The organism is Thioclava sp. PTB-PU3-1 (assembly GCF_055666785.1).
The window spans coordinates 1-17,027 of the sequence record NZ_JBVNVL010000011.1 but is presented as its reverse complement, the minus strand read 5'-3'; the positions used below and the strand labels follow the sequence as shown (position 1 = coordinate 17,027).

General features: G+C 59.0%; 16 protein-coding genes. 12 read left to right on the top strand and 4 right to left on the bottom strand.

Annotation, left to right across the window (positions count from 1 at the left end; all coding sequences use genetic code 11):
- Nucleotides 1-6: 6 nt before the first annotated feature.
- Nucleotides 7-1,422: a tyrosine-type recombinase/integrase gene (locus ACZ7GB_RS19405; protein WP_472160065.1), complete on the bottom strand. Its 1,416-nt coding sequence runs from the start codon at nt 1,420-1,422 to the stop codon at nt 7-9.
- Between the two features lie 421 nt (nt 1,423-1,843).
- Entirely contained in the window at nt 1,844-2,188 is a 345-nt protein-coding gene (locus tag ACZ7GB_RS19400) for a hypothetical protein (protein ID WP_078547948.1), read from the bottom strand.
- A 323-nt stretch (nt 2,189-2,511) separates the two neighbouring features.
- On the opposite strand from ACZ7GB_RS19400, the gene ACZ7GB_RS19395 reads away from it, so the two are divergent.
- The 3 genes from ACZ7GB_RS19395 (at nt 2,512) to ACZ7GB_RS19385 (ending at nt 4,966) form a co-directional block, all read left to right on the top strand.
- Nucleotides 2,512-3,957 carry a trypsin-like peptidase domain-containing protein gene (locus ACZ7GB_RS19395; RefSeq protein WP_472160064.1) on the top strand — a complete coding sequence of 482 codons (1,446 nt, stop codon included), beginning with the start codon at nt 2,512-2,514 and terminating at the stop codon, nt 3,955-3,957.
- A gap of 289 nt (nt 3,958-4,246) precedes the next feature.
- Nucleotides 4,247-4,513, top strand: coding sequence for a hypothetical protein (locus ACZ7GB_RS19390; RefSeq protein WP_472160063.1), 267 nt, complete (start codon nt 4,247-4,249; stop codon nt 4,511-4,513).
- A gap of 120 nt (nt 4,514-4,633) precedes the next feature.
- Nucleotides 4,634-4,966 (top strand): peptidoglycan-binding domain-containing protein, encoded by a 333-nt coding sequence (locus tag ACZ7GB_RS19385; protein WP_472160062.1) that lies wholly within the window; start codon nt 4,634-4,636, stop codon nt 4,964-4,966.
- A 5-nt stretch (nt 4,967-4,971) separates the two neighbouring features.
- On the opposite strand, the gene ACZ7GB_RS19380 is transcribed toward ACZ7GB_RS19385, so the two are convergent.
- Nucleotides 4,972-5,100 (bottom strand): hypothetical protein, encoded by a 129-nt coding sequence (locus ACZ7GB_RS19380; RefSeq protein WP_472160061.1) that lies wholly within the window; start codon nt 5,098-5,100, stop codon nt 4,972-4,974.
- Between the two features lie 214 nt (nt 5,101-5,314).
- Here ACZ7GB_RS19380 and ACZ7GB_RS19375 point away from each other — a divergent pair, with 214 nt between their 5' ends.
- The 6 genes from ACZ7GB_RS19375 to ACZ7GB_RS19350 all read left to right on the top strand — a co-directional run bounded on the left by ACZ7GB_RS19375 (nt 5,315) and on the right by ACZ7GB_RS19350 (nt 13,816).
- The gene (locus ACZ7GB_RS19375; protein ID WP_472160060.1) at nt 5,315-5,947 is read left to right on the top strand and encodes a hypothetical protein; all 633 of its coding nucleotides are present in this window, start codon (nt 5,315-5,317) and stop codon (nt 5,945-5,947) included.
- Nucleotides 5,948-6,538: 591 nt separating this feature from the next.
- Nucleotides 6,539-7,249, top strand: a complete 711-nt coding sequence (locus tag ACZ7GB_RS19370) for a PDDEXK family nuclease (RefSeq protein WP_472160059.1) — start codon at nt 6,539-6,541, stop codon at nt 7,247-7,249.
- On the top strand, nt 7,246-9,384 hold the full coding sequence (locus ACZ7GB_RS19365; protein WP_472160058.1) for a transposase: 2,139 nt from the start codon (nt 7,246-7,248) through the stop codon (nt 9,382-9,384). Before ACZ7GB_RS19370 ends, ACZ7GB_RS19365 begins: the two co-directional genes overlap by 4 nt.
- A gap of 12 nt (nt 9,385-9,396) precedes the next feature.
- Nucleotides 9,397-10,353, top strand: coding sequence for a TniB family NTP-binding protein (locus ACZ7GB_RS19360; protein WP_472160057.1), 957 nt, complete (start codon nt 9,397-9,399; stop codon nt 10,351-10,353).
- 5 nt (nt 10,354-10,358) lie between these two features.
- Nucleotides 10,359-12,212 (top strand): TniQ family protein, encoded by a 1,854-nt coding sequence (locus tag ACZ7GB_RS19355; protein ID WP_472160099.1) that lies wholly within the window; start codon nt 10,359-10,361, stop codon nt 12,210-12,212.
- 512 nt (nt 12,213-12,724) lie between these two features.
- On the top strand, nt 12,725-13,816 hold the full coding sequence (locus ACZ7GB_RS19350) for an AAA family ATPase (RefSeq protein ID WP_472160055.1): 1,092 nt from the start codon (nt 12,725-12,727) through the stop codon (nt 13,814-13,816).
- Between the two features lie 105 nt (nt 13,817-13,921).
- On the opposite strand, the gene ACZ7GB_RS19345 is transcribed toward ACZ7GB_RS19350, so the two are convergent.
- Nucleotides 13,922-14,872, bottom strand: a complete 951-nt coding sequence (locus ACZ7GB_RS19345; RefSeq protein ID WP_472160054.1) for a GlxA family transcriptional regulator — start codon at nt 14,870-14,872, stop codon at nt 13,922-13,924.
- A 115-nt stretch (nt 14,873-14,987) separates the two neighbouring features.
- Between ACZ7GB_RS19345 and ACZ7GB_RS19340 the strand changes: the two genes are divergently transcribed.
- The 3 genes from ACZ7GB_RS19340 to ACZ7GB_RS19330 all read left to right on the top strand — a co-directional run.
- Nucleotides 14,988-15,710, top strand: a complete 723-nt coding sequence (locus tag ACZ7GB_RS19340; protein ID WP_472160053.1) for a GntR family transcriptional regulator — start codon at nt 14,988-14,990, stop codon at nt 15,708-15,710.
- A 7-nt stretch (nt 15,711-15,717) separates the two neighbouring features.
- A complete protein-coding gene (locus ACZ7GB_RS19335; RefSeq protein WP_472160052.1) occupies nt 15,718-16,635 on the top strand; it encodes a dihydrodipicolinate synthase family protein in 918 nt (305 codons plus the stop codon).
- Between the two features lie 3 nt (nt 16,636-16,638).
- Nucleotides 16,639-17,027 (top strand): aldehyde dehydrogenase family protein (locus ACZ7GB_RS19330; RefSeq protein ID WP_472160051.1); only part of this gene is annotated, 389 nt, incomplete at its 3' end.

Genomic DNA, 17,027 nt, shown 5'->3' with positions numbered 1-17,027 from the left:
TTGAAATTATCCGCCGCGTCTGCTGACGAACTGGAGCTCGTCGCCTCGGCACAAGGCGAAGTTGCTCCGCGGCCAAGACGCGACGGGGATCGACGGAGGCGGAGCTTGCAGCGATTTCCGTAACGAGCGCATTCGCTCGTCATATTCCCGAGGCTGATCTTCCAACGCGGCAAATCGTAGAGCGAGTTCACGCTCGATGCTTTCGCAAGACAGATGGCCGTAAGTCCGGCTCACCGTGTCCGTGTTCGCGTGGCCGAGTTGACGCGCGACGATGGCAAGCGGCGCGCCGGCCTGCACAAGCTGACTGGCATAGGTGTGTCGCAATCCGTGGAACACGAATTCATGCGGCAGCCCGGCCTTCTCGACAGCTGCTTTGAAGAGATGCTTGTGACGGGTTTTCCAGATCTGGCCTGCGCCAGTGCGAAAGACGATGTCATCGTCTGCTTTCCCTGCGCATTTGGCCAAGAAAAATCGCATCCCTTCCTTGGGCAGATACACATAGCGTGGTCGCCAGCCCTTGGGGGAGGAGACGTAAATACCAAAGATGTCTTTGCCGACATCGCACACGCGAAGCGCTGAAAGCTCGGACACGCGACAGCCCGTGTAGAGGGCTGCGCGCACCAAGTCCGCGAGATCCGGGCGGCATGCGGCGATCAGCTCGCGACACTGTGCGCGGGTAAGGAAGATCTGGCGAGGCACTTCCAAATTCGGGACGCGGTGGATGCAGCGCCAAGACCGTTCCGAGTTGGTATGCCCGTTCTCCCAGGCCATCTGAGTCGCTATTCGCACTATCCCCAGCAGTGTATTCAGTGTTGCTTTCCTGCGGCGCAACGCATCGGGGTCGAGGCTCTCAATCTTTACCCTTGCTTTGAGCGCCTGTTTCCCGCGCTTGGGTGGCGTCTCAAGGACGGCACGACAGAAATTGGTGATGGTCTTTCCGGTGAGGACATCGAGCTGAACTGATCCGAGGCGCGGTATGATATGAAAGTTGATCAGCGCGACAAGCGTCTCAAAGGTCGTCTTCGTGGCAGCGATGCGCTTCCATTCCACGTAGTCGATCAGGGCATCGCCCACAGTGAAGCCAGCGTCACTCTTCGAATATCGCAGATGTTGTGTGGTTCCCACCGGATAGCTCGCAGAGGCGATGCCCTGCAATTCCTGTTCCGTAAACCAGGCACGCGCGAGCGTGATGGCTGCCTCATAGGAAAGGCCTTGTGAGTTGTGCGAAACTGCGGGTCCGAGCCGCCGCTGCTTATAGCGGCCATCCTTCTTGCGGATTCGAGCGACCCAATGAGGGGGCTTGGCCGGTCTCTTCTCGAGGCCGATATGGCGGCAATACTCAAGAATGTTCCAATAGGGATGTGCTCTTTCAGGTAGAGCTTTTATCGTCTTGAGGGTGTCGAGATTCGGAGCGTGATCCATGGGTTGCTTCCTCTTGGCCAAGGTTGAGGAAGTATCTTCGCGCTCTCTCGGTTAAGCCATATCGCTCGACGTAGTCGAGCAGAACAGCTTCTGCCGTGTCGGCTTCGGTGAATTCTTTCATGTTCTCCTGCTTCTCTCTGCGATTTGAGGCTAGGCTACAGCGTCGTAAGTAAATAAATGGTTAAGGAGATCAGTCGCGCCAAACAATCGAGCATCGCAACACGTCTGCTGCCATTGGTTCTGGATTGAGCCACATTTAATTTCGAAAATCTTCTTTTCAGAACCTGCGCATCTATCCACGATCAGCATCGCTTGAGCGCATTGCGACGGGTGTCAGCCAGCTGGCCTGCCAAAATATAAAGTTTCAACAAAAAAGCCCCGCAATATGCGGGGCTTTGTCTGTGTGTAGCGGAGAGGTAATTTACATTTGGCAGCGCTTACGCGCCATCTCTTGATTGATGGCGTCGATCTTCCCTTTGGTAACAGAAATCGCAGCCTCTTTGTCACCACCAGACATACTGGACAACGGCAGGCCGAGCATAAAGACGCCGAACGCGTCACCGCTCGCAGCACTCTTCTGTTGTGCTGAAAGGCTCGCGAGGTCCTGCGAGAGCTTCAGCTTCGTTTGGCTAAGTGAGCTGCAGCTTTGGCCAGCATACATGCTGGACTCCATGGGAATAGCTGCAATCTCATCAGGTTGCTTTGCGCACGCGCTAATCGCAACCGCGGCCACAGCGAGAATCCCAAGATTGAAAATAGACTTCACGTTTTTGTCCCCTATTCGTGATAATACGTAGTCGATGTCTACCGTGTGACCTCGGATCTTGTCACAACTCGTTGAAATTGTGGGCGAGTTTGTGGCATTTTCGCCCACTTGAGCTCGGGGTCCATCAATCGGGTTGTGGCGACCTTGATACAAGCTTCACGCCCACGAAGTGAAGAGCATCAAAAGAGCCATCTTTCTTGCTGAGCGACGGGGGAATGCCGAAGAGGAAACGTTATATTCGCCTTTGGAAACATGGACGATCGGTGTTCTTGACCGAACACAGGCGCTGAGCCATTCTTATTCAGGATTGGTGGAGTTATTCGATGCGTGCACTTTTAAGTGCTGGTCTTCTGATATTCTTGTGGGTCTGTTCGGCGAGTGCTTGGACAAGAAGCGAACTCGTCGAGCCTTTCCGCGCCAGCGATCTGACCTCCCAGGAAGTCCGGTTTCTTCAAGCGGCTCTCGCACTAGACGGTTCATACTTGGGTATGATCGATGGCAAATGGGGAGCCGGAAGCGCGAGCGCTTTACAGGCCTACGCTCGGAAGAGCGGCATCGACTTTAGCGCAGGCGAACTGCCCAACCTCGCGCCGGTGGCTTTGGTGGTCGATGAGATTAAGGCGATCTCGGATGGTGGCTGGTCACGCTACTACTTCGATTTTGCCGATTTATCCTTCTTGTCGCCACAGAAGACTATGTCTTCGCATGTCAGCGCGAACGGTCTCAATCTCGATTTCGACGACAGCGCTTCGACGTTGTCGATCTCTTTGACTTCAGGCGATATCGGCCGTGCAGTTGCTATGCACCGCTACGCGCTCGATACCTCAGTTTCTAACCTCTACACGGTGCGCAAGGATCATCTGCTGATTACGTCAGCCCGTGTATCTGGAGGGAAGACACTTTACGTGCGCTCTGATCGCATACGCGTTGGAGAATGGTCGACGATCCTTGTGTCCGCTCAAGATCGCGATGCTGGTCGTTTGGCGTTGGTTACGGCGTCAATTCTACCCCATCAAGGCACCGAACTGGATCTTCCGGAGTATGGCGAGCTTTACACTGGGGTTATGGCGTTTCTCGATGAGGCCAAGGATATCAGCCCCAAGCCGCGAGTTGGCGAGGGCACTGTTGGTGAAAAGCCTCCCGCTCCCCCTGGAGAAGACGAGGGCGGGACTGGCACGGGCTTTGCAGTCGCTGCCGACGGAAAGATTCTAACCAACAATCACGTCGCAGGGGATTGTCGCAAGATCACTGTGGACGGCGCGCCGGCAAAGCTGATTGGAAGGGACGAAGACTTCGACCTCGCATTGGTGCAGGTCGAGAATGTCACCGGCCTCAAGAGTGTCACCTTCGCAGCCAAACCTGCGAGCTTGAACGCAGATGTCACGATCGCAGGATATCCGCTAGCCGGCTTGCTGAGCGGCCTGAATGTCACGCGCGGCTCAGTTACGAGCATCAAAGGGCTTGGCGGTGACGGAAGCCGTATGCAGATCTCCGCGCCGGTGCAGCCCGGGAACTCGGGTGGTCCGGTAGTCGATGCACACGGCCTTGTCGTTGGCGTCGTGGTCTCAAAGCTCGACGCGAATCTTGTCCAGGAAGCGATCGGGGACATCCCGCAGAACGTGAACTTCGCCATCCGGGGTGAGATAGCGAAGCTGTTTCTCTACCAGAATGGGGTAGCGCCTCAGACGAGCGATACAAGCGAGCAAATTGCGCCGGAGCAGCTCGGCAAGATGCTGACCTCTGTTACTCACTTTATTACCTGCGAGTGAGGAGGGCGGTTGGCCTGCCACGCATTCTACAGCTCGATATGTGGTTCAATTAAACTGGATATCAGTGCGTCGTGCCATCAAAATGCCATTGTCTGCCGGGAATAAAGAATTTGATTGGTGAGTTTCTCGCGGCTTCGTCCAAAAGTAAGTGAAGGACGGTCTGGCCAGCGCTACACAAGAATCGTTGCGTATCGATTTTTTCAAAATGGTAAGTTTTACCTTCTAAATTGTCGCTGCAGAAGCGCGACTAAACCGAAAAAATTCAGTATTATAAAGACGGAGACAATTGATGTCCGACACTCAAAGCAACACTACGATCATCGTCAACGCTACGCCGGAGAAAAGCGTCGTCGCCGCCTTCTTTCTGACCTTGCTTTTCGGCCCGCTTGGCCTGCTTTACGCTTCTGTGGCAGGGGGCATCATCATGATCATCCTCGCGCTCATCATCGGCGCGGTCACCTTCGGCTTCGGTATTCTCATCACTTGGCCGGTGGCAATCATCTGGGGTGTCATCGCAGCTGCCGCTTCGAAGTCCGGTCAGCCGAAAACGGCCTGAAGCCCTCCTGAACCAATCGCGATCGAATAAGGAAATCGTCCGTGGCTCACCCTGCGCTGCGGAGGTTCTCCCCAAAGATCGTGACTTCCAGAACACCGAAATCAAGAAGGCTCGAACAATATGAACCGGAGAAGCTTTTTCCTGTCGGCCGCAGCGCTGGCGCTCACCGCGACCGCAGCCACGGCGCAAGCCATGACCGTCACAATCGACGAGGTTCGCGAGGTCTTTAAGAGCCGCGACATCGATTTCCGTCGTGAAGCCCAGATGGCGCTCAAGGGCGAGGGTTATTACCACGGCAAGATCGACGGCGCCTGGGGGCCGGGCACGGCGGACGCCTATCGCCAGCTCATGGCCTCGGATCGCTACAAGCGCAACGCCTCGCGCTGGACCTGGGCTCATAAGGCTCAGGTGATCGATACCGTCTTCTTCCTAAACTCGGATGCCTTTCCGTAAGCGCCTCACGGCCCCGAGGAGCTGGTATCCAACTCTGCGCGCCGCTCGGCGGCGCGCATGCGCAGCTTGAGCTCCGAGCGGATGTTGCCGAGATCCAGAGAGAACGGCGCCTTCCAGCGTGCCTGCAGCTCCATCTTCGGTTTATCGCTTCGGCCAAGATTGCGTGCCTATTGACACCGATCGGCGCACGGCCAAGCCGCTTCGCTCGCTGGCCGAGGCAGTCAATTCGAATGGCCGAAGATACAGGCATAACGCTTAATGAGAAATTTTTTCGCGAAAAAATTTCAGAAATGAATTGACCTGCGTTCACCTCCAGTTTACAACAGCTTGGCACAAGGCGAGGTGAGGTTGGCCGTGACGAACTCGAGACAGATGGCGCAGGCGATTTCGCAGGTTTTTGACGTTCCGCAAGTTAGCGCAGAAGTGGTCAGCCGCACCTTGATGGAGCACGGGTTGCGTGCTTCCGGCGGGCGCGGGCGAGGCGCTACTGCGATGACGGGTCGCGACATTTTCAACGTTGCAATTACTGTCGCGAGCGGCGTCGGCATGCGCGACGCACCTGATTTCGTGAAAAGCGTCGAAGAGATGCGCCTCGTCGGAGGAGACATGTTCGCAGATGAACTGCAGCAGTGGGAAGCACCTTCCGTTCGGCGCGACGGCACGTTTCATTTTCTTATGAACCTTGCAGACAAGCCGTTGAAGGACATGAAAGTGACGCCGACGTTCGGCCCCTTCATTAGCGCTTGGATCGATGGCTTGTTTGCAGACGTGTTCGCTTGGCGAGAGGCCGGAGACTTGGAGTTGCGCCTAAGCCATGTCGGTCCGACTGCCGAGTTTGTCTTCAAAGATCAGGACCGAGATTTGCGTTTGCACTATGCGGCGCATGGCCAGTTCACCAAGAAGAAGCCAGATTGGGAGCGAGTTACCATTATTCGCGGAGATGTCTTCCGAAAGTTCGCGGAGATACTTTCCGGCGTTTGAATGGTGAAGGTAATCGATTTATCTTGATTCGATTCTTGGAGTGAATGGGCGAGATAGGCTTGCCCGAGTTCGATCAGAAGACGCTTTCGGAATAATAAGCTAAAACTGTCCACAAGAAATTTTCCGAACGAAGTGGCGAAGGGGCGAGTTTATATAATGAAATGTCACCTTATGTTCTCTTTTTATTCTTCTTTTGTATTTTTTCGTATTGCAGTTTTCCAAGCTTGCGAAAAAGGACTTATCGTTTTGTTTTTCCGCAAATTTTCTTCTGGACAGGCGCCGAAGATTCCGGCCTGTGAAGTCCTGCGAATAGCTGGCTGAGGCTTTCGCTCTTGGTGTGAGGAAGTGTTTGCCAACTATGGCGCGCCGATCCGCATCCAACTGGAAACTTCACGCCTCGGCGGGATCTAAGGAGAAACAACCACAACCAAAAAGCATGAAAAAAACGCGCCCCGAGAGGCGCGCTAAAAGTAACGACCGAGAACGGCCGCGTATTCACTTGCGTTCATAGACCCGAATACGGGCAGGCGCAACTCCGTTCTTCGGTCCATTCAAAATGAAAGAACCCGGATTTCCGGGAACGGAGGACCTATGTCCGAAGACATGATGAACCCGGTTGGTTTGTCCAACTGGAACGATCCGTCGCCTGTGCTCCCCGAGCCCTCGACGGCAGGCCGTAAGATCAATCGACACTCCCGTGAACATTGCACGGGCCAGATCCTGGTGGGGCCTGGTGGAGGTCGGATTGTGCATCTCGAAAGCCACCTCGAGCTGTGCTGGTGCCTGACGCTGATCGGGCGCGAAAGCACGGCGGACCTGCGCGAGCAGGTGGGGTTCGGGTGGGAAGACGAGCAGGGCACGATGCGTCGTCACTGGTTCGACTTTCTCGTCACCGAAGTCGACGGCTCGCGGATCGCCTATTCGGTCAAGCCGCAGGCCCGCGTGTCCGAGCGCTTTCTGCACGAGATGTCGCGGATCGCGGAGCAGGCGCGGGAGAGCGGCTTCGTGGACGATGTCCGGCTGCTGACCGACGAGAACCTCGATCGGATCGATCTGTTCAACGCCAAGCTCTTCTTCGCCTATCGGCGACCGGAGCCTGCGGCGGACCGACTGGCCCACGAAATCCATGATGCGATGTCCGGCCTGTGCAAGCTCGGTGAGCTGGTCGCGTATTTCGACGAACCTGGCGATGGGTTCCGTGCCTTCGTCCGCCTCATCCAATCCGGCCATCTGAAACTCGTTCGCCACGAGCAGATCTCCCTGAATTCCAATGTCTTCAAAGCGAAAAAGGTGACCCAATGACGCTTCAATTCGGCCAAGCCATCTCCTCGCAGCGCCTCGCGTTCGAGCCCGCCGATCGTGTTTCGATCGACAATATCTCGATGAAGCCCATTCACGGTAATGAGGATGGATGGGTTCTCGAGGACGACGACGGCGATCGGCGCGCACGCCAATTCACCCATCAAGAGCTGAATCAATATGCAGCGCAGGGAAGGCTCACCCATCAACGCGGCTACTTCCTGCCCCATCAAGCGCGTGCGCGTCTGAAGCAGGCGGAGTTTTTGATTTCGGCACTGCCGAAGCGCCAGCGTGTCGCGTTTGCCAAGCGCGATGTTTGGGTGCTGGCGTTCTTCGAGCTGCAGAAAAAGGGCATGAAGATCACGGATGCATCCATTGAGGCACACGAAGCCGAGCTGCTGAAATTGGTGAAAGACTTCGCCAAGGAGTCGCGCAACCACAGTCTGCCCATTAGGACGAAAACGAACGATATCTTCGAGACGCCTTCGGCTCGCACGCTGCGCCGCTGGGTCAAGCAATATCGTGAGGCGGGCGCCGCCGGGCTTGCCGACCGGATCGCCGCTCGAGGAAACCGTGGTCATCGGATGACGCCTGCAGAGATCTCGCTCATGATGCAAGAGGTCCGTGGATACATGTCCGAGACGCGCCCTACGGAAGCGACGATCGTCGAAAACGTCATGCGTGCTTTTGACGAGCGAAACGCGGCACTCCGCGCCGAGGGACAGCTCGAGCTCCGCGCTCCCAGCCGGTCGACGGTTCGAAAAGCGATCAAGTCTCTGGACCTCTATCAGGTCACGGTAGCACGCGATGGGCTCGATTATGCGCGCAAGAAATTTGCACCGGTCGGAAACGGGCTGATGCTCACGCGGCCTCTGGAGCGCGTCGAGATCGACGAATACCGCGTCGATGCGATCACCCTGATGGCGTCCTCCGGTTTGGACGGATTTTTGAGCAAAGATGAGCGCAAAGCGCTTGGCCTCGACGGATCGAAAGCGCGATGGGTCATCACGGTCGCGATCTGTGCCACGACGCGCTGTATCGTCGGTATGTCGATCAGCCGGGAAGCCGGTGGGGCGGCCGCGAAACAGGTCCTTCAGATGATCGTTTCGGACAAGGGCAAGTGGGCGGATGCGGTGGGGGCGCAGGGTTCCTGGGACATGCATGGCCGACCGGAGCTGATCGTCACGGATAATGGAACGGCTTTCATTTCGGAGACCTTCCGGGCTGGCTGCGCGGATCTGGGCGTCGCTCACGAGTTCACGCCGCCTGCAACTCCTGAGATGCGCGCGCGCATCGAGCGTTTGTTCCGCACGATTGCCGTGAAGCTTCTGCGGCGCCTGGCTGGCCACACCTTCTCCAGCATTCTGGAAAAGGGGGATGCTGATCCGAAAGCCCGCGCAGCACTCACTTTCGACGACTTTGCTTTCGCGATGGTGCGCTGGATCGTGGATATCTACCACAATCAGCCGCATCGCGGTCTCGACGGGGAAACCCCGCTCACCTGCTGGCGCCGTCTGATGAAGGAGTATGGCGTTGCGCCGTCGCCTTCGAACCGGGAATACCGGCTGATCTTCGGTGTCCGCCATACCCGTAAGCTCGACAAGGGCGGGATCACGGTGCAGGGGCTGCGCTACCATTCACTGGCTTTGGCGGAATGGATGAACCGCAATGGTGAGGTCGATCTCGAGGTGGCATGGCATCCGCGCGATATCGGCGCGATCCTTGTTTATCTCGGTGGCGAGTGGGTCGAAGTGCCTGCGCTCGACGAGCGTTTCAGTGGCGTGGCGGCGCAAACCTGGCTGACGGCGGCCCGCCATCTCAAGAGCGTTTACCCGAGGCGCAAGGAGTTCGATCACGACACGATCTTCGCGGCGCTCAAAGCCATCGAAGACCGCAACGCCCAGGCAATGGCATTGGCAGGGCTTCTGGTCGACGAGTGGACCGAGGAGAAACTCGCACGGGCTGAAAGGCGCCTCTTCATGGGGTTCAGGGAGTCGACCCGCACGCCGAGCGATGTGGTGCCTGCCGCCGATGGCAAGCCCGGCATGTCCATTCCGTCCCCGGAGAAGGAAGAGGCGGCCGTGAAACCCAAGCGCAAACGCAAGGGGAAATCGTCCGACTGGAACGTGGAGGACTGAGCCATGAGTGATATGGGCAAGGTGATGCGGATCCTCGAAGCTCTGCGTGGGCTGCACGTGACCAACCCTAGGGACGCGGAATTCGCGTCCCAACTCCACCGACTTCTGGCGCATGACGCGGACGGCAATCCTTTGCCGTCCGCTTTGCGGTTCACCTCCACGGGCGAAACGCGAGGCATCATGGTCGTCGACGAGCCGGGTGGCGGCAAATCCACGCTCGTGCAGCGGGGCCTGGATCGCTGCGCGGCCCTTCAGGCTGAGCCGGGAGCGTCGAAGCGCTATCTGGACGCGGCGGTGCCCAGTCCGGCGACCCTCAAGAGCATGACGCGCGAGCTGCTCAAGGACAGCGGCTATTCCGATGTCTCGAAGCGCCGGGAAGTCTGGTCGATGATGGAGCTTCTGCACGAGCGTATCTCCATGCTCGGGATCGTGGCGATCTGGATCGACGAGGCGCACGACCTGTTCTGTGCCGACCGAAACCTGATCCTGCGCGCCCTGAAGTCGCTGATGCAGGGGGAGGCCGCTGTCATCGTGATCCTGTCGGGCACGTCCGCGCTCGCGGATGTCGTGCGGTCCGACCCCCAAGTCCAACGCAGATTCACCAGTCTCATTTTGCCGCCGGTCGATCCCAAGGCGGACGGGGTTCAGATCGCCGGGCTCATCGAAACCTATTGCCAAAGGGCAGGCCTCGCGCCTCCTGCTGAGAAGGACCTCGTAGAGCGCGTGACCCATGCGGCACGGTATCGCTTCGGGCGGACCGTGGAGGCCATCGTGAATGCGATCGAATGCGCGCTGATGGGCGGCGCAGATCAGCTGGATATCGATCACTTTGCGGAAGCCTATGCGCTGCACGAGGGCGCGGGGTCCGAGCGCAATGTGTTCCTCGTCGAGGACTGGTGGCACCTGCGACCGGATGGAGACCCCGTAGAAGCACCTTCCCCGCGTCGGCGCCGGAAGGGCAGGGGGTGATCGTGATGCAGCTTCGACCCCTTCTTCCGTTCAAAGCCGAAGAAACCGTCCTGTCCTGGGCTTCACGCCTTGCCGCCTTCCATACGGGAGGGCGGCTGGTGCCATTTCTCAATGATTTGGGGATTGCGCCCAATCGCCTCTCCGCGGGGGATGAGGAGGCGCTTCTGAGACTGTCTGCCAAGGCCGGCCAGGATGTGTCCCGCCTTCGTCGCAACGCCATCACGCGGATCGGGCCCCGCCAGTATCGCCTGCGCCGCGAGACCTTCAGCGCAGAGTTCACGACTGGGCCCGTCACGCGCTTTTGCCCGGCATGTCTGGGGGCAGATGATGCCCGCGGCGGACGCAGCGCTACGGTTCGCTCGCACCGGCTTGATTGGTTGCTGCAGTCTACGCGTGTCTGCCCGCAACATTCTCTCCCTCTCATCGAGCGCAGAAGAGGCGGTTGGGATGACTTCCTCCACGAGCTGCCGGTCCTTGCGCCTGAGACGCGAGAGCAACTCTTGCGCATGGCGGATGTTACCCCGTCTGCGACACAATCGCTGCTTCAGAACTACGTCGTGACCCGTTTTCAGGGAGGCAAGGGGCCGGAATGGTTGGATGGGCAACCGATCGAGCAGGCCGTGCGTGCAACTGAAATGCTTGGTGCGGTCCTTGCCTTTGGTCCCGAGGCGAAGCCGGTCGATCTTGGGATGCTCGACTGGGTCCGGGCGGCAGATTACGGCTGGCCATACGTGTGCAAGGGAGAGGCCGGTATTCGCGAGGCGCTGGAACACCTTCAAGTTGATGCCAAAGCAAGCGGTCGGAATTGCCTCAGCCGAGGGGCGGTCTTCGGCATGCTCTACCATTGGCTTTCTTCGCACAAGCTTCGCAAGGATCCCGGGGAAATCAGTGATATTCTGCGCAGTCACATCGTAAATACGATGGATGTTGCGCCGGGCGCGATGGTTCTCGGGAAGGTGGTTCGCAATCCCAAACTTTGCAGCGTAGCGACGTTGGCGAGGCAGTATCGTGTCCATGCTCTGACGTTGCGCGACGTTCTTATTTCACGTGGGGCTCTTGATCGCGGAGCGGTGTCACAAACCTGCTCGGAGCTGCTTGTGGATGCGACGGTGGGGCGTGCGACAAGCGATGCGATCCGTTCGGCTGTGCCTTTCACGCGCGCGGGAGACATTCTCAACGCATCGCGCCCGATGGTGTCCACGCTTCTGCAGATCGGTGCTCTGTCGCAGGTGAGGCTGGATGGCGAGGCCAGAGGGAAGCTCAGTCGTTCAATCGATGAGCGGGAGATGCTCAGCTTGCTTCGACGGCTTGAAAGCATTGTGCCTCGCCAAGTTGAAAGCATTCCCCCGGGTATGACTACAATCGCGAAATGTGTGGAGCGGTCACGCATGACGAACGAATACGTCCTTCGCCGCTTGCTCGCAGGGCGGGTTCACCGGGTCTTCCGCCTGGCGAATGTCGCGGGTTTCAGAGGGGTGGTCATTGATCCCAAGGAGTTTTCTGCCCCTAGCAATTTACCCTTGCCAGGAATGTCCGCTGAGATGGTGATGCTGGTGTTGGGCCTTAACCAAGTTGCCACAAACTCGTTGTTCCGCGAGCGCGAAGGGGGCGCTCTCCTTGATGTAGTCGACCTTCCTGGCCGGCGCGAAAAATGGGTATCGCCTGAGGCGCTCGATCGGTTCCGGAAGCGCTTCGTATTCGGACATCGGCTTAAATTGGAATACGGGATCAAGAGGGCTGCCGCGAAATCTTTCTTGGACGCGTATGGCGTTAAGCCATTGTTCAATCCCCGAGAATTTGGAGCGATGATCTACCATCGTTCTGATCTGCCTCCGGAAATCACCAAGCGCAGAACCTAAGCCGCTCAATCCGAGACCCAAATGCCGCCTTCGGGCGGCATTTTTTTATGATCTTTCGATGGACACTAATTGCTAGAAAAATGGACAATTTGGCCGCCGATCAGCTTTGAGTCGCGTTCTTATGCATTTAAAATCAATGGCTTACGGTGTTCGTTTTCGACGGAGTGGACATTTTATGGGAGATTCCACACAAATGTTGTGTCCGGACCCCCAAAGTTTAGCCTTTTTGGGGTGAATTGACTCACCTTTAAAACGGTAAGATTTGCCTCTGGCCAGTGCGCTGGCCAGAGGCTTTTATTTTTCAATGGCTTACGATCTTGCGGCGGTTTGAGCGCTTCGGTGGGTCTTGAGGTTTTCGGCTTCTGAAGCGCCGCCGAGCCTGACTTGACCCTTTGCGCAGAAGCTGGCCTATCTTCACCCAAACCCGGGTTCCTCATCATCAACGTTTCGCGAACAGCCGTCTCGCGAGGGGGTGTCAGCGGCGTGTGCCGCGTGACCATAAGGAGCCTGCCATGTCCAACCATTTCCCGATCTGCGATCTTCGCTTCGATCTTGAGACCTCGCCCGCCAAGATCGAGGCCCAGCTCACCAGATATCTGCGCAAGCTACGATGGGTCGCACTGGGGCACGACCCGGGAGAATTCGACGCGGCGCGTGATGATGATCGCTGGGACGATACGATGCGCGCGTGCCGCCTCAGCTCGCATGATGGCGACAGAATCCGGCGACGTGCCTCCGCGCTCGCCGATCTGCGTTTGCGCGCGTCTGGAATGGCGCATCTGGGCCGTGAGGCACGTGAGACGCTGGCGGGGCTCAAACACGGTGTGCACATGGAACGGCTCGCGAGCGAACACCGCGCCGACGAGATCGCCGCTGCTTTGCACGAAGAGATGCCCTGGATGGCCCGCGCGACTGAGATCGCGTGGCACGCCTTGCGCGACAGCGTGCGTGAGGGTGCGCCTGCCGCGCGCCTGCCGCCGCTCCTCCTCGATGGATCTCCTGGTATCGGTAAGAGCCACTGGGCGCGTCGATTGGCCGAGCTCGTTGGTATGCCCTCGGAACTGATCGATGCTGCGAACGAGCCGGCGGGCTTCGCGGTGGCGGGCAGTCAGAAAGGCTGGTCGACCGCCCATGCCGGACGACCTGTGGAGCTCATCCTAAAGAAGCGCGTGGGGAACCCGGTCATCGTGATCGACGAGGTGGACAAGGTCGGCGATGTGCAGTCGAACAAGGGCGTCAGTTTCGCGCTCAGTCATGCACTCTTGCCGCTGCTCGAACCTCTCAGCGCCCGGACCTGGAACTGTCCTTACTACCGGGTGCGGTTCGATATGCGGTGGATCAGTTGGATCCTGACCTCGAACAACCGTCGGGCCGTGCCAGCGCCGCTCCTGAGCCGCTGTCGTGTAGTCGAAATCCCGCCGCTCTCTGGCGCGCATCTGGCGTATTTCGCGCGCCGCGAAGGGACGGCACGAGGCCCGCCGGCGGATACGGTCGACGCGCTGGCGGACATGCTGCGAGGCGTCGGGCGCGGATGGGACCTGCGCGCGGTGATCAAGCTGATCGATGGTCTCGTGGCGCACGAGAACCGACCAACATTGCAGTGAAAGCGGAAGAGTGAAATGTCGGAGTGGGCGGATAGCTGCCATTCGCTGCACGGAAAACGAATGCCAGCTTTAGGCTGGCATTCCTGCTCGCTTGCCGGACTGACCTCAGGCCGCCTGCTTTCGAAACTGCGCGGGCTTCGTTCCGAATATCCCGCGCCAGGCGCGGGCGAATTGCGTCGGGCTTGAGAAGCCGCAGGCGGTCGAAATGTCGATCATCGGCATTTCGGTTTGCGTCAGAAGTTGACGCGCCCGGTCGATCCGCAGTTGCATCAGGTAGCGCTTGGGCGACACGTGGAGATGCGCATTGAAGAGCCGTTCGAGCTGACGCACTGAGACGCCCAATTCGTCAGCGATCTCCTGCGAGGAAAATGACTCCTCAAGCCGCTCGGACATGAAACGCACCGCCTGCGCGACTTTTCTGTTGCGCAGACCCGTGCGCGCCTGAAAGGAGATCCGCTGTTCGGTCGCGCTGGGGCGTATTGCACCGCAAACCATCTGCTCGGATACCCGCATCGCCAGCGCTTCGCCATGATCGGCCCGGATCCGTGCGACCATCAGGTCACCCGCGGCCTGCCCGCCCGAGGCCGTGACGAAGGGACTGTCTTCGACGAAGACGCAGGTCTCAAGTTGCACATCCGGGAATTCCTCGCGGAAGGCATCATGGAATTCCCAATGAAGAGCACAGCGACGCCCGCCCAAGAACCCTGCTTTCGCGAAGACGTAGGCGCCCGAGCAAAAGGTGCCGAGCGTGACTCCTGCGGCCCGTGCGCGTCTGAGCAGCGCCAGCAAGGGACGAGAAATATGGGCGCGCATATCGTTGCCGGTGACAAGATAAACCGCGTCGCAGCGCGGCAGAGCATCAAGGTCGTGATCGACCATCATGCGAATGCCACTCGACGATGTCGCCACAGCTCCCCCCTCTGCCATCAACGACCAACGGTAGAGTGCCTCACCGCTTTCCCGGTTTGCGATGCGCAGCGGCTCAAGCGCGTTAGAGAAGGCCAGATGGGAGAATTCTCCGACAAGAACGAAGACGATGTGTTGGGGCTGGGACATGACCGACTCGAAGCCCCCTGTTGCGCGACGATTTGTGGATCATTGCACGAAATACACTTTGTATTCAATTTGTATTTTTGATATCGAGAGGGCGTGGAACAGGAGGATCGTCACTATGGCCACCGAAGAGACCCTCTCGCCGAAAGCACGCAAGGCAGCGCTTTTCGACCATCTCAGACGCGCAATTCTGACGCTTGAGCTGGCGCCCGGCGCCGATCTGGACGAGGCGGAGTTGTGTGAACGGTTCGACCTGTCACGAACCCCGGTTCGCGAGATCCTGCGCGAGTTGGACGGGCTGGGATATGCGAATTGGCGCGACAATCGCGGGGCGCGGGTGTCTGATCTGTCGACGCGCACGCTGCATGACTTTTTCCTCGCGGCTCCGATGATCTACGGAGCGATCCTGCGGCTGGCCGCGCGCAACACCAACGACATCCAACTGGCCGAATTGCGCGCTGCGCAAGAAACCTTTCGCGAGGCGATCCATTCGGGCAATGCCGCCGCGCGCGCGCTCGCAAATACGCGGTTTCACGAGATCACCGGCGCGATGGCAGGCAATACCTACCTGCTGCCCTCGTTCCACCGGCTGCTGATCGATCACGCCCGGATCGGCATGACCTTCTACCAGCCCACGACGCAGGCGATGGCCGACAATCTGTCGGAGGCCTGCGCCCAACACGATGCGATCATCGCGGCGATCGCGGCCCGCGACGAGGAGGCCGCGGCCGACCTCTCCGACGCGCATTGGGCTCTTTCGAAACACGAGATCGAACGCTACGTGCTGCCCGCCGCGCTGAATGCGCCGCTCGGGCGCCTTCCGCTCACCCCCTCCGCATGAGGTTGCAATGACACCGATATTCAAATTCGAGGGGATCTATACCCCGCTGGTCACGCCGCTGCTGCCCGATGGCTCGGTCGCCTGGGACAGGCTGGCCGAGGTGATCGACTTCGTGATCGCACAGGGCGTGCATGGTCTGATCACCGGCGGCTCGACGGGCGAGAACTATGCCCAGACCGTCGCGGAGCGGATCGAGATCGCCCGCTTTACCCATGCGCATATTGCGGGTCGGGTTCCCCTGGTCCTGGGCACGGGCGCGATGCTTACCTCCGACTCCATCGCCCTGGCCAGAGCCGCGCGCGAGATCGGGGTCGATGCGATCCTGCTGGCATCGCCGCCTTACTCGGTGCCCACCGACCGCGAGAATGCGCTCAACGCGCTTGCGATCGACAAGGCGGCCGACCTGCCGATCATGCTCTATAACTACCCGCACCGGACCGGCACGATGATGGGCGAGGAATTCCTGGACCGCGTCGGCCGCAGCCGGAACTTCTGCGGCATCAAGGAAAGCTCGGGCGACATCAATCGCGTGCATCTGCTGGCGCGTGACTATCCGCATATCCAGATGGGATGCGGGATGGATGATCAGGCGCTCGAATTCTTTGCCTGGGGCGCACCGTTCTGGGTTTGTGGCGGCTCGAACTTCCTGCCAGCGGAGCATGTCGCGCTCTACAACGCCTGTGTGATCGAGGGCGATTTCAGCAAAGGGCGCCGGATCATGTCGGCGATGCTGCCGCTGATGCGCGTGCTCGAACAAGGCGGCAAGTTCATCCAGACGATCAAGCATGGTGTGACAATGAACGGGATCGAGACGGGCGGCATGCTCCCGCCGCTCACCCCGCTCAACAAGGACGACAAGCGCGAATTGGAACAGGTGGTGCGTGTGGTCAAACGCGCGATCGCCACGATCGAGGCGGAGGGCTGAGACATGGATCTTCTGACGCAACAGGAATACCGCGCCATCGCGGAGGGGCTGGATCTTCCCGGCAACGCCTTCATCGACGGCGGCTATCGACCGGCGATCTCGGGCAAGACGTTCGACACGATGAACCCGGCCACCGGCAAGGTGCTGACGCAGGTCGCCGCCTGCGGTCCCGAGGATGTGGATTTCGCCGTCGGCAAGGCGCGCGATGCCTTCGAGGACGGACGTTGGTCGCGCCTCCACCCAAGCGAACGCAAAGAAGTGCTGATCCGGCTCGCCAAACTGATCAAGCGCAATGCGCGCGAGCTGGCGGTGATGGAGAGCCTCGACAGCGGCAAGACGATCTTCGATTGCGAGACGGTCGATCTGCCCGAGACGATCCATTGTCTGAGCTG